Origin of the sequence: Rothia sp. HMSC071B01, from assembly GCF_001808945.1 — a bacterium.
Lineage (GTDB): Bacteria > Actinomycetota > Actinomycetes > Actinomycetales > Micrococcaceae > Rothia.
The window spans coordinates 437,030-449,012 of record NZ_KV795070.1; the positions used below are offsets into that span (position 1 = coordinate 437,030).

An 11,983-nucleotide genomic window follows, 5' to 3' on the forward strand; every position below is an offset into this window, starting at 1 on the left:
TCTCAAACTGATTGATGTAGACCGCCGCTTGGCACTTACCCGGTTGTGAACCGGGTGGTGTCGAGCGGTGGTCTTTTTCGCGGCTTTCTCAGCCGAAATTTTTGTTTCGGGAGGCTCCACGCGGAGGGTTCGCGGCCCTTTAGTGCGGCGACGTGAGCCATCGTTACCGGGGCTGATTCCCCCAAACGCAAAACTATATGCACCCGGTGCTAAAAGACAGATAAATGTCACCCGTTTTTGTGAGCTGTCCGCTCTGAAAGCATGAGAGAATAGACTAGGTATCCGCTCGCTTAGACATATCAGAAGGAGTTTTCAGTGGTCGATTACGCACTCGGTGACCGCGGTAGCGTTGACATCGTCACCGATGATTACTACGAAGCAGAAACCCTCCAAATTTTCGAGGAACTGCACATCGACCGTGAACGGATCTGGTACGGTGAAGCGCGCCTGGTTCCCGAACCGGATAACCCCTACGAGCCCAATAGCATCGCCGTCTACATTGACGAATTCAAGGTAGGCCGCATGAGCGTGGAGGACTCCGCCGCGTACTGGGATTCCATTACCCGCGTGGTCGCCTCCGGCTACGAACCTATCGCGCATCTGCAGCTCTCCGCTGTTGCCGTACGCGCTGAAGGCGGCAGCATGCACGTGAAGAGCACCGGTGTGCTCTCCCTGTCCGCACCCGGTTCTCTCTTCCCCCTCAACGACGCACCGACCCGCGCAACCCTGCTGCCCCAGGGCCCGTCCATGAAGGTGCTCGACGAGAAGGAACACTCCGAATACCTGCACAGCATCCTGCCGCCCAGCGGTGAAGGCCGCGTGATCCTGACCCTGGAAGCGAACCAGCTCAAGACCTCCGACGGCCGCGTTGTTGACAGCGTGGAGGTGCGCCACGACCGTAAGCTCGTGGGCCGCCTGAGCACCCAGATGTCTGAGCAGCTCGCACCCGTGATTCGCTACGCGTTCGAGAACGACCGCCTCACCAGCGCATGGGGCACTATTCGCGGTAACACCCTCGAGCTGTCCCTGACCGTTCAGGCTGCACGCCCTGCCGATATTCCGCAGGAATGGTACGAGACCCTGCCCAACAACGTTCCGGCTCTACTGCCCGTTGGTGAAGACTACGAGGTGCCCCCGGCATTCGTGCCCACCGAAGGCGAACGCCACTACCTGGAGTCCTCTGCACAGCAGGCGCCGAAGAAGCGTCGCGGTTTCATGAGCTCCCTGACCGGTGGTTCCTCCGCCCCCGAGTCGACCCGCAGTGAACCCGCCGCAGAGAAGCCTGCCATCGAATACAGCCTGGAAGAAGAGGAGTACTACGAGCCGAACGAGCGTGACCGCCTGCTGAACCTGATCAAGGGTGCAGGCCTCGCCGTTCTGGTCGCCGGCCTGATCTCGATACTGTGGACCCCGATGCTCGGCATCCTCATCGCTATCCTGGGTGGCGCTGTCGCGGCTGTAGCATTCTACTTTGGTCGTCAGCCCTACTACGATGACTACGAAGCCTACGACGAATACGAGGACGAAGAGGCTACCGAGGAAGAGGAAGAGCCCGAATCGAAGGCATAAGCCTCTCCCCTCAGAACATACGCACAAAGGGCGGCTACCCACCATTACGGTGAGGTAGCCGCCCTTTCACGTACCCTGTTTTCCCAGGAACGGTTAACTAGGAACGGTTAAACACAGCGGGGGTGAAAGCGCATACAAGCGTTCACCCCCGCAAGGAGTTAGATCTTAGTCCTGACCGTAAGTAGCCATGAACTGATCCATCGTGTCATTCTGCAGTGCGCTTGCCAGGTGGGCATTTGCAGCCTGGTTAACCAGAATGATTGACTGACCGTCATAGGACCAACCCGGGCCAGCGTTCGGCAGAGTGGTCATGCGCATCGTAGTGTCACCGCTGGTCAACACCGGAGCCGCAATCTGAGCAATCTGCGCCGCATTCAGACCGGAGTCCACACGCATGTAATCAGTCAGAGACTCGATAGAAGACTGGAAAGAAGCAACATTGCTCAGCGCGCCCTTAGCCTTCATCGTGTTGTATAGGCCGCGCAGGAATGCACGCTGGTTACGAACACGCTGGTAGTCACCATCAGCGAAAGAGTAACGTTCACGAACAAAGCTCAGAGCGCCACTGCCGTTGAGGTGCATCAGACCCGGGGTAAAGGTCCAGACATTACTGGTGAATGCGAAGGGAACCTGGACGTCCACGCCACCAATGGCATTCACGAGAGACTTGAATCCTTCAAACTCAATTTCAGCCACATGGTCGATCTTGACGCCCACCAGGTTTTCGATGGTAGCAACCTGTAGGGAAACACCGCCGTAGTTTAGCGCCGCGTTCACCTTAGCCGTACCGTAACCGGGAATATCAACCCAGGTGTCACGCATAATCGAGATGATGTACACACCCTTGCCGTCAGCCGGGATGTGCATCAGCATGATGGTGTCCGCACGGGAACCGCTCACCAGAGCTGCATCAGCACCAGTACGGGTATCGCTACCGAGCAGCAGAATGTTCTTGCCGGGTCCCTTAATAACGCCGTAATTGTATCCGTTGTCCAAGATACCGTCGCCGTCCTTATCGTGTTCGCTGGCGTTCGCTGCAAGAGCCGCAGCGGCATCGGCGGTGCCGTTAGCGTTGGTACCGTTCTTGCCGGTATCCGAGTTGGTGACGGTCGGAGCCTTCAGCTCCGTCACGTTGAGCTTCTTAGCCTCGCCAAGCTGCTCCTTAATTTTGCTGAGGTCTTCATCCACCTTAGTGATGGAATCAAACTTCTCGGTCTTGCTATCCCAGGTGTGGCCAGCACGCCAAATAAAGAAACCAATACCGAGGGTAATAACCAGCAGAAGAATCAGCAGGATCAGCAGAATACGCTTGACCCATTTCTTCTTCTGCGACGGTTCAGAGTGAGCGTCGCTCATTAAGTTGTCCTTTGTTTGAGGTGGTGATACGCGAGACGCGCAGCGCATCCAGCGAAGTCTCTAGAATACAGAGAACCGGAAAATAACCCGCCGATATGGGGCTGTGCTGGATGGCACAGAAAATGCACAGCTCGCAAAATACTTTCCCATTGTAACGCCGTCAGCGGGTCTACGCACCGGTGAACGAAAGGTTTTACATTACAACTTTCCTCACGTTCACGCGAACCATTCTGCTACCCGCATAGAACGCGCAATGCCCCGCCTCCCTGAAAACCAAGGAGAACGGGGCATTGATCTCGCTAAAAAGCAAAACTGGGAAAGAAGATTTACTTCTTGCCGAAGTTGCCGAAGCGTGCGTTGAAGCGCTCGACGCGACCTGCGGAGTCCATGATGCGCTGCTTACCGGTGTAGAACGGGTGCGACTCGGACGAGATTTCAACCTCGACGATCGGGTACTCGTTGCCGTCTTCCCACTTCTCGGTCTTGTCCGAGGTCATGGTGGAACGGGTCAGGAAGACCTTGCCGGATGCGAGGTCGCGGAACAGAACCAGGTTGTAGTCCGGGTGGATTTCTGCCTTCATTGATTACCTTCTTCTGCTACTGGATTTTGCCAGTAGCCCTTATATAGATGGAGTAGGTTTTTCGATGTGCAGCTATCGAGAAAATCTCAGAGCGCATCACCATTGTGCCCGCATAGGGCGCGCACAACCCATTAAGGGTACCACCTTCACGGATTAAATCCCAGTACGTTCCCTCACAGGCACCCACCCACACACCGCAAGGCACCCGAAGAAGGCACTCACGCGGGTGAAGAATCAGGTGAGAACTCAGGTTATGAACGCGGGCGGGTCTCCCAGAACGCCACGGCACTCGCCGCCGCAACATTCAAAGAATCCACACCATGCGACATCGGAATCATCACCGTATCGTCACACGCCGCCAAGGTGCGGGGCGACAGACCGTGGCCCTCCGTGCCCAGAATCAGCGCAAGCTTCTCATCCCGGCGGGCAGACACCTCCTCCAGGGTCAGCGAGTCCTCCTCCAAAGCCAACGCCGCGCTCTTAAAGCCCAGCTCGTGCAGGGTCTGCAAGTCAGCAGGCCACGACTCCAGGCGAGCCCACGGCACCTGAAAAACGGTACCCATCGACACTCGAATCGAGCGGCGGTACAGCGGATCAGCGCACCGCGGAGTCACCAGCACAGCATCCACGTTCAGCGCGGCAGCCGAACGGAAAATAGCGCCCACATTCGTGTGGTCCACGATATCTTCCAAAATCGCCACGCGAGAGGCACCCTGCAGCAACTGCTCCAGAGGCTGCGGCGCCGGGCGAGCCATCGCCGCCAACGCGCCACGATGCAGATGAAAACCGGTCACCTGCTCCAGCTGCTCCTCACTGCCCACATATGCGGGAGTTTCAGGATGGGCGCGCAGAACATCCGCCAAATCATCAGCCCACTTCTCACTCATCAGGAAAGAAACGGGCTGATGACCGGCAGCGAGCGCACGACGAATCACCTTCGAGGACTCCGCAATGTAAATACCCCACTGCGGCTCCATGGCGCTACGGAGCTTCACATCGGTCAGCTGCGTGTAGTAGCGCAAAGCCTGCTCGGGTGCCTGCGCCAGAGCCGTGACCGACTCGATGGCGTAGACACGCTCGGCACGCTCAGCAATCTGTTCGGCGCTCAGCTGCTTCGGGGCACGGCTCATGCGCGCTTGAACGCGGAGTAACGACCCGCGGAGGTGACGGTCAGAGCCAGGTCCATGTCGTAGGTTGCTGCGAGGTTCGCCTCGGTAATGGTGGACAGGATCGGGCCGGCAGCGACCACGCCGCCGTCACGGATCAGCAGGGCGTGGGTGAAGCCCGCCGGGATTTCCTCGAGGTGGTGGGTGATGAGCACGGTAGCCGGTGCGTAGGGGTCAGCGGCAAGTGCGGTCAGACGCTCAACCAGGTCCTCACGGCCGGAGATGTCCATGCCTGCGCCGGGCTCGTCCAGTAGCAGCAGCTCAGGATCGGTCATGAGGGCGCGGGCAATCAGTGCACGCTTGCGCTCGCCATCGGAGAGGGATCCGAAGGTGCGGTCAGCGAGGGTGTCGACACCCCATTCAGCCAGCAGTTCGGTGGCACGCTCGTCGTCCATGACGTCGTATTCTTCCTTCCAGCGGCCGGACACAGCGTACGCTGCGGTCACGACAACGTCGGAAACCTTCTCATTGGCGGGAATCTGGTTTGCCGAAGCACCGGAGGACAGACCAATGCGCGGGCGCAGGTCGAATACGTCAACAGCGCCGAGGGTCTCGTCAAGGATTTCAACCTCGCCGCTGGTCGGGTGCAGGCGGGCTGCCGCAATCGAAAGCAGAGTGGACTTACCGGCGCCGTTGGGGCCCAGAACGACCCAGCGTTCACCTTCGTTCACAGTCCACGAAACGTTGTTAAGGATGGGGCGGCCGCCGCGAATCACGGAGACATTCTGAAGGTTGAGTACGGTGCTCATGGTTCTTCTTCCAGTGAGTTAGATGGATGGGATGCGCCCCTCACCCCGCAACCCGTGCCGGGTTATCGGAGCGGTTGGCGCATAGTGCGCGGGTACCCCACATTGGGTTTCTCGCGCAAAATCTTAGAAGCTATAGGAGCCTTAGGGGCTATAGGTGCCGCCGCGTCAGGGGCGGCGCGCCTCATCAAATGTACCTTGTCAGAGGGGCGGGCGCATCCGCAACGGCGCCTATAGCGGCTGAAGTTATTAGTCGATGAAGCCGCGTGCGCCGCCGACCAGCTCAACGTGGCCGGTCTCAACGTCTGCGGTGACCATCTTCGCGATTTCCTGCGCGAACTCGTTGACGGTGTAGAGCTTGCCGGCGGTCTCGCGGCGCTGCTCAATAGCGCCGGGGTGCAGGCGGTTCAGCAGGGTTGCGGTGACGGTGCCTTCAATCATGTCAGCGGACACGACGACCAGGGAGATACCCTTCTCGGAAAGTGCGGGAATCTCGGCAATCAGTGCGTCTTCGCCTGCGCGCTTGGACTCTGCGACGGGCTTGTACTCGTCCATGGTCTCAACCTCGCGGATGAAGTGCGCCTGGTGGCTGGTCACGAACACGATGCGTGCGCCTTCGGGCATCTTCTCTGCAGCCAGGCGTGCCAGGTTCAGCTGTGCGTCACGGTTCAGGCGCATTGCGTAGTCTTCGCCCATGCCGGTTTCCATACCGCCCGAAGCGTTCAGGATCAGGTAGTCCAGAGAGCCGAAGGTCTCCACGGCGGTGTTGACGAGATTCTGCAGGTCCTCATTGTTGGTCACGTCAGCCTGCACTGCGATTGCCTTGCCGCCAGCCTCTTCAATAGCCTTGACGATCTTGTTCGCGCGCGGTGCCTTGGAGCGGTAGTTCACCACAATGTTCGCGCCCTCAGCGGCAAGAATCTGTGCGGTGTCTGCGCCAACGCCGCGGGAGGAGCCGGTAATGATAATGGTCTTGCCGGTCAGCTGTGCCATAGTTTTATGTCCTTAAAGTCTAGAAAGGGTGCGCCCACGCTCAGGCGCTTCGTGCAGTCCGTACGGGTGGGGTTAGTGACCCATACCCAGGCCGCCATCAACGGGGATGACAGCGCCAGAAATGTAGCTAGCCTCATCGGATGCGAGCCAGCGAATCACGCGAGCGACCTCTTCTGCCTCCGCGAAACGACCAGCCGGGATGGACGCGAGGTAGTTCTTCTTGGTCTCTTCGGGCAGAACCTCGGTCATTGCGGTGTTAATGAAGCCCGGTGCCACCACGTTAGCGGTGATGTTACGGCCGCCCAGCTCACGGGTGATGGAGCGTGCCATACCGACCAGTGCAGCCTTAGATGCGGAGTAGTTGACCTGGCCGGGGGAACCGTACAGACCCACCACGGAGGAAACCAGGATGATGCGGCCGCGCTTGAGCTTCAGCATGCCCTTGATGGCGCGCTGAACCACACGGAAAGAACCGGTGAGGTTGGTGTCGACCACGTCGGTGAAGTCGGATTCCTTCATGCGCATCAGCAGCATGTCGCGGGTGATACCTGCGTTGGCGACCAGCACCTCCACGGGGCCGAATTCTGCTTCAATTTCCTTGAAAGCTTCGTTAATGCTGTCGGCATCGCGTACATCTGCCTTGACGGCGAAAAATTCTTCGGGGGCTTCACCGCTGCGGTAGGTGATGCAGACGTTGTGGCCTGCTGCCTGGAATTCCTTGGCAATTTCGTAGCCGATGCCTCGGTTGCCGCCGGTGACCAGCACGGTCTTGGGAGTGTTCTCGCTCATGAGCTTCCTTGATGAGTCGACCCCTCACGATTGGAGCCGATGCAGCGACTCCGCGGTTGGGGTGTGGACGGATGGACAGACAAACCCTATTTTACCGCGTTTTAGCGCAAAGGTGCCGCAGGCTACACTCCACTCTTGAACACTGAACACCTGCTCCCCTTCTTTTACATGCCTCATCGGGCGCGTACACTAGCTGAAGCGGAACAGCCCGCACCCCTTTTCTGCCCGGTCGCGCGGGCACGGAATAACACCGCACGTCGAGGCGCAATAGTAAGGATAAGAAGACATGGATCTGCTCGGTTCACTTTCTCAGGATGCACAGCCCGAGTACGCCAAGTGCTCCCGCAAGGGCTGCCAGCAGGCGGCAGAATTTCAGCTGCTCTGGAACAACCCAAAGGTGCACACCCCCGAGCGTCGCAAGATCTGGTTGGCGTGCTCCGAGCACGTGGGCTGGCTGGAGAATTACCTGCGCGAGCGTGAGTTCTGGAAGCAGACTCTTCCGTTTGAGGGGTAGTGCCACTTGAGAGGTGATGTCGCTTGAGGTGGCGCCGTTTGAGGGATAACCCCGCTTATCGAAAGTAATTTCGATATATGCTATATTTGTTCTAATTAGTTCGAGTGAATATCCCGGCACCCAGGCAACCACACTCGCAGGGCAATCACACTCGCTGAGCAATCGCATTCAAGGAGGCACCTCCCCATGATGGGCTATTCGCACACCGTCAGCGCCGCAGCTGGCTGGCTAGTGCTCGTCGAGACGGGAGTAGTGCAGGTTCCAGATACCCCCACCCTCATCGTGACCACCCTGGCGTGCGCCGGTGCGGGTATGCTACCGGATATTGACCACCACAACGGCAGTATCGCCAACTCCATTCCGCCCATTTCACGCTGGGTAGCACGCATTGTCGGGGCGGTCAGCGGCGGACACCGCAAGGGAACGCACTCCATTTTGGGTCTGATAGCTTTCTGGGCGGTTGCCTATTTCAGTGCCAACCTGAGCTACAACGGAATCCCCTGGGCCTCACTGCTTCTTGCCGCATTCTCGGGCGGTCTAGCCTTGCGCGTGCTCGGCGCACCGGGTGGATGGATCGGCGCCGTTGCCCTCGGGTACGCAGCCTACACAACCGATTCGCTGGCACTGCTCCCCTGGGCTATTTCGGTCGGCGCGACCATTCACCTCATTGGCGATCTACTGACAACCCGCGGACTGCTGCCCCTCTACCCCATCGTCATCAAGCCCCTGGTGGCGTCCCCCCTATGGAAAAAGAGCGGCTACATGGCACTGCCAATCCTGGGTGATGCCGGCAGCGTACGCGAGAAGGCACTCGTTCTAGCACTGACCGGGTACGTCGCCTGGTACGCGGCAGCCATGATGGGCTTTACCGAATACCCTCTGCAAATGTTCGGACTGGGTATTCACGCCGCATAACGTGCCGCATAACTAAATTCTCACCAAGGACAGCAAAGCGCCCCGTCACTTCCCTACGGAAGCGGCGGGGCGCTTTTCTAATCCTTATCCCGACCTATCGGGGCGAGAGATTAAGCGTCCTGGATGGGCCAGAAGACGTCAACCTCAACGTTCTCTTCACCAGAGGTGGGGTACTTCTCGAACTCAGTGTTGTGCATTGGCAGTTCTCCTTCGTGAGCGGGCGGGAATCTCTTCTCCCCCGCGCTAGCTCACCATCGGTAGTGAGCCCTAATGTTTCGCGTTTGCGTCCTCGCAGTGGCGGGAACAGTTACAAGTCTACGCCCCATGTATGTTGTGTTTCTACCATTTTTCCCACAATGTATGTAGAGACACATGAAAAATTCAAAAAGCCCACACAGACCCCCCGAAATATCGCCTGAGAGCTTTTCTTTCCCTCAGAAAAACCCACAAGGCAACATTATTTCCCGTCAAATACGCCGCAAGTTTCATGTGTCAGAACCCACAAATCACATGCACGGGAACGCAATTACACCACATATGATCAGAAAACAATACAACCCCACGGGTCAGGTCACATTTTTCCGCACTATTCGCGAGAAAAATACCGACAATATCTCCGCAACACATTTTCAGAACACAAAAAACACGCCCTGGACAATACACCCCGGCCAATACGCCACAAACAATACGCCCCGGACAATAAAACAACGCGCAATACACGTAAAGAGGCCCCGGCACCACACGGTACCGGAGCCTCCCCCGTACTTTCATGTCGGCTTTGATGTTCAGCGGATATTGCTTACGCCAGCGAAATCAGGTCCTGGTATTCCTTCGACCATAGGTCCTCCACCGCATCCGGCAGAAGCAGCACACGCTCGGGGTCGAGCGCCTCCACGGCACCCTCATCGTGAGAAACCATCACGATAGCGCCCTGGTACGCCTTCAACGCGTTCAGAATCTCCTCACGCGAGGCGGGGTCCAGGTTGTTGGTCGGCTCATCGAGCAGCAGCACATTCGCGCTCGACGCCACCAGGGTCGCCAAGGACAGACGGGTCTTCTCACCACCGGAAAGCACACCGGCAGGCTTATCCACATCATCACCGGAGAACAGGAACGAACCCAGAATCGTGCGCACGCGGGTGTCGTCCAGATCCGGCGCGGCAGACTTCATGTTCTCAAAGACAGTGCGGTCACCATCAAGAATTTCGTGTTCCTGCGCAAAATAGCCCAGCTTCGCGCCGTGACCGTACACAACCTCACCAGTATCAGGCTCGGTGGAACCAGCCAGCATGCGCAGCAGAGTGGTCTTACCGGCACCGTTCAGGCCCAGCACCACCACGCGCGAACCGCGGTCAATCGCCAAATCAACGTCCGTGAAAATCTCCAGAGAGCCATAGGACTTCGACAGGCCCTGGGCAGAGAGCGGAGTCTTACCGCACGGCGCCGGATCCGGGAAGCGAATCGCCGCAACCTTATCGCTCTGACGCTCATCCTCCAGACCGCGCAGAAGCTTCTCAGCACGCTTAATCATCTGCTGAGCAGCAACAGCCTTCGTCGCCTTCGCGCGCATCTTATTCGCCTGCTCCATCAGAGCATTCGCCTTCTTCTGCGCATTCGCACGCTCACGCTTGCGGCGGTGCTCATCCTGCTCACGCTGAGTCAGGTAATTCTTCCAGCCCATGTTGTACTGGTCAATCACGCAGCGGTTCGCGTCCAGGTAGAAGACGCGGTTGACGACCAGCTCCATCAGGTCAACATCGTGGCTAATGACCATCAGGCCGCCCGAGAAGTTCTTCAAGAAGTCACGCAGCCACAGAATCGAGTCGGCGTCCAGGTGGTTGGTCGGCTCATCCAGCAGCATGGTGTCCGCATTGGAGAAGAGAATACGCGCCAGCTCCACGCGGCGACGCTGACCACCCGACAGAGTAGACAGCGGCTGGGCGAGCACACGCTCGGGCAGGTCCAGGTTGGAGGTGATGACCGCCGCCTCCGACTCAGCCGCGTAGCCGCCACCGGCAATGAACTCAGCCTCAAGACGGTCGTAGCGGCGCATACCCTTAGCGCGCACCGCCGGGTCTTCACTCGCCATATCGTCCTGCGCCTGACGCATCTTACGCGCCACACCGTCCAGGCCACGCGCCGAAAGGATGCGGTCACGCGCCAGCTGGCTCATGTCATCCACCTTCGGGTCCTGCGGAAGGTAGCCGATAGTGCCGCTGCGGGTCACCGTACCGTCAGCGGGCAGGGTCAGACCGGCAAGCACCTTAGTCATAGTGGTCTTGCCGGCACCGTTACGGCCCACCAGACCAATCTTGTCGCCCTTATCGATGCGGAAGGTGACCTCTTCCATGAGCAGGCGCGCGCCTGCACGCAATTCGAGGTTCTGTACAGCAATCATGGGTGCCTTTCCGGATGGCGGTCTGGTGTGTGGGTTGATAGTGCTCGGTAGGCGGGATTCGCCGGGTTAGAAGCGGCGAGCGCGCAGAGCACCTCATCAATTTTAGTGCAGGTGTGCCGAGTGCGCATGTGGGGCACCTTTTGTTTTTGTGGTGTGCGGTGTACTATACATACCGGACACCACTCATAGAACATTGTTCAAAACTGGGTTGTGACAAGCAGTCAACCACCGCCACCCTCAACTCTGTAGAAAAATCTACAGAGCAATACGCATCAAAGGAGTACCACCCCAATGACCGATTCCGTGCACGAATCAGCTCAGGCAACCCAGGCACCGCGCCGTAACGTAGCGGCAAAGACCTCCCTCGCCACCGATCTCTCCCTCATCGCAGTGTTCGCGGGCTTCATCGCCGCACTCGCCATCATGCCCGCCGTCAGCTTGGGCGGCGTTGCAGTTCCCTTCACCTTCCAGACCCTCGGCATTTACATCACCGCTCAGGTGCTCGGCGGCAAGCGTGCCACCGCCTCCGTGGCGCTGTACCTGCTGGTTGGTTTCGCTGGCCTGCCCATCTTCGCTAAGGGCGGCGCCGGTTTGGGTACGCTCGCCTCCCCGAGTGCCGGCTACCTGCTCGGCTTCCTGCCCTTCGCCGCTATTGCCGGTACCCTCGCATACCTGCTCACCCGCAACACCCGTTCGGTTGGCGCGACCTTCCTTATGGCTCTGGTCGCGAACTTCTGCGGTTTTGTGGTTCTGACCGCCTGCGGTATCGCCGGTATGATGGTGAACGCCCACATGACTTTTGACGCCGCGTTCAGCGCGGCAATGGTATTCGTTCCCTGGGATCTGGTGAAGTCCACAATCGCGGTTCTGGTTGGTTTGTCGGTACGCCGCGCCTTCCCGTCCCTGGCTTCTGCCCAGCGTTAAAAGCACACAATGTGCCACACGAGAGGATAGCT

Annotated in this window: 11 protein-coding genes; 4 read left to right on the plus strand and 7 right to left on the minus strand. The window is 58.6% G+C overall.

Annotated elements, in window-relative coordinates; all coding sequences use genetic code 11:
- Positions 1 to 315 precede the first annotated feature (315 nt).
- Positions 316 to 1,569, plus strand: coding sequence for an HIRAN domain-containing protein (locus HMPREF2527_RS03315; protein ID WP_012903558.1), 1,254 nt, complete (start codon positions 316 to 318; stop codon positions 1,567 to 1,569).
- A 165-nt stretch (positions 1,570 to 1,734) separates the two neighbouring features.
- On the opposite strand, the gene HMPREF2527_RS03320 is transcribed toward HMPREF2527_RS03315, so the two are convergent.
- The 6 genes from HMPREF2527_RS03320 to HMPREF2527_RS03345 all read right to left on the minus strand — a co-directional run bounded on the left by HMPREF2527_RS03320 (position 1,735) and on the right by HMPREF2527_RS03345 (position 7,200).
- Entirely contained in the window at positions 1,735 to 2,925 is a 1,191-nt protein-coding gene (locus tag HMPREF2527_RS03320) for an LCP family protein (protein WP_070506312.1), read from the minus strand.
- 326 nt (positions 2,926 to 3,251) lie between these two features.
- Positions 3,252 to 3,506, minus strand: a complete 255-nt coding sequence (locus HMPREF2527_RS03325) for a type B 50S ribosomal protein L31 (protein WP_005506069.1) — start codon at positions 3,504 to 3,506, stop codon at positions 3,252 to 3,254.
- Between the two features lie 251 nt (positions 3,507 to 3,757).
- Positions 3,758 to 4,636 (minus strand): TrmH family RNA methyltransferase, encoded by an 879-nt coding sequence (locus HMPREF2527_RS03330; protein WP_070506313.1) that lies wholly within the window; start codon positions 4,634 to 4,636, stop codon positions 3,758 to 3,760.
- The gene (locus HMPREF2527_RS03335) at positions 4,633 to 5,421 is read right to left on the minus strand and encodes an ABC transporter ATP-binding protein (protein WP_070506314.1); all 789 of its coding nucleotides are present in this window, start codon (positions 5,419 to 5,421) and stop codon (positions 4,633 to 4,635) included. Before HMPREF2527_RS03335 ends, HMPREF2527_RS03330 begins: the two co-directional genes overlap by 4 nt.
- A 246-nt stretch (positions 5,422 to 5,667) precedes the next feature.
- Complete coding sequence (locus tag HMPREF2527_RS03340) at positions 5,668 to 6,411, minus strand: SDR family oxidoreductase (protein ID WP_005506073.1); 744 nt, start codon at positions 6,409 to 6,411, stop codon at positions 5,668 to 5,670.
- A 72-nt stretch (positions 6,412 to 6,483) separates the two neighbouring features.
- The gene (locus tag HMPREF2527_RS03345; protein WP_005509097.1) at positions 6,484 to 7,200 is read right to left on the minus strand and encodes a beta-ketoacyl-ACP reductase; all 717 of its coding nucleotides are present in this window, start codon (positions 7,198 to 7,200) and stop codon (positions 6,484 to 6,486) included.
- A gap of 286 nt (positions 7,201 to 7,486) precedes the next feature.
- Here HMPREF2527_RS03345 and HMPREF2527_RS03350 point away from each other — a divergent pair, with 286 nt between their 5' ends.
- Both HMPREF2527_RS03350 and HMPREF2527_RS03355 read left to right on the plus strand, forming a co-directional pair.
- The gene (locus HMPREF2527_RS03350; RefSeq protein WP_005506080.1) at positions 7,487 to 7,714 is read left to right on the plus strand and encodes a hypothetical protein; all 228 of its coding nucleotides are present in this window, start codon (positions 7,487 to 7,489) and stop codon (positions 7,712 to 7,714) included.
- Positions 7,715 to 7,900: 186 nt separating this feature from the next.
- A complete protein-coding gene (locus HMPREF2527_RS03355) occupies positions 7,901 to 8,629 on the plus strand; it encodes a metal-dependent hydrolase (protein ID WP_070506316.1) in 729 nt (242 codons plus the stop codon).
- A 799-nt stretch (positions 8,630 to 9,428) separates the two neighbouring features.
- Here HMPREF2527_RS03355 and abc-f read toward each other — a convergent pair.
- Complete coding sequence (gene abc-f / locus HMPREF2527_RS03360) at positions 9,429 to 11,027, minus strand: ribosomal protection-like ABC-F family protein (RefSeq protein ID WP_012903566.1); 1,599 nt, start codon at positions 11,025 to 11,027, stop codon at positions 9,429 to 9,431.
- A 291-nt stretch (positions 11,028 to 11,318) separates the two neighbouring features.
- On the opposite strand from abc-f, the gene HMPREF2527_RS03365 reads away from it, so the two are divergent.
- Positions 11,319 to 11,951 (plus strand): biotin transporter BioY, encoded by a 633-nt coding sequence (locus tag HMPREF2527_RS03365; protein ID WP_070506317.1) that lies wholly within the window; start codon positions 11,319 to 11,321, stop codon positions 11,949 to 11,951.
- The last annotated feature ends 32 nt before the right edge of the window (positions 11,952 to 11,983 follow it).

Bases quoted from the DNA above. Each gene is read 5' to 3' on its own strand.
- HMPREF2527_RS03350 (WP_005506080.1), top strand. From the start codon at position 7,487: ATGGATCTGCTCGGTTCACTTTCTCAGGATGCACAGCCCGAGTACGCC.
- HMPREF2527_RS03325 (WP_005506069.1), bottom strand. From the start codon at position 3,506: ATGAAGGCAGAAATCCACCCGGACTACAACCTGGTTCTGTTCCGCGAC.
- HMPREF2527_RS03365 (WP_070506317.1), top strand. From the start codon at position 11,319: ATGACCGATTCCGTGCACGAATCAGCTCAGGCAACCCAGGCACCGCGC.
- HMPREF2527_RS03335 (WP_070506314.1), bottom strand. From the start codon at position 5,421: ATGAGCACCGTACTCAACCTTCAGAATGTCTCCGTGATTCGCGGCGGC.
- HMPREF2527_RS03340 (WP_005506073.1), bottom strand. From the start codon at position 6,411: ATGGCACAGCTGACCGGCAAGACCATTATCATTACCGGCTCCTCCCGC.
- HMPREF2527_RS03320 (WP_070506312.1), bottom strand. From the start codon at position 2,925: ATGAGCGACGCTCACTCTGAACCGTCGCAGAAGAAGAAATGGGTCAAG.
- HMPREF2527_RS03355 (WP_070506316.1), top strand. From the start codon at position 7,901: ATGATGGGCTATTCGCACACCGTCAGCGCCGCAGCTGGCTGGCTAGTG.
- HMPREF2527_RS03345 (WP_005509097.1), bottom strand. From the start codon at position 7,200: ATGAGCGAGAACACTCCCAAGACCGTGCTGGTCACCGGCGGCAACCGA.
- abc-f (WP_012903566.1), bottom strand. From the start codon at position 11,027: ATGATTGCTGTACAGAACCTCGAATTGCGTGCAGGCGCGCGCCTGCTC.
- HMPREF2527_RS03330 (WP_070506313.1), bottom strand. From the start codon at position 4,636: ATGAGCCGTGCCCCGAAGCAGCTGAGCGCCGAACAGATTGCTGAGCGT.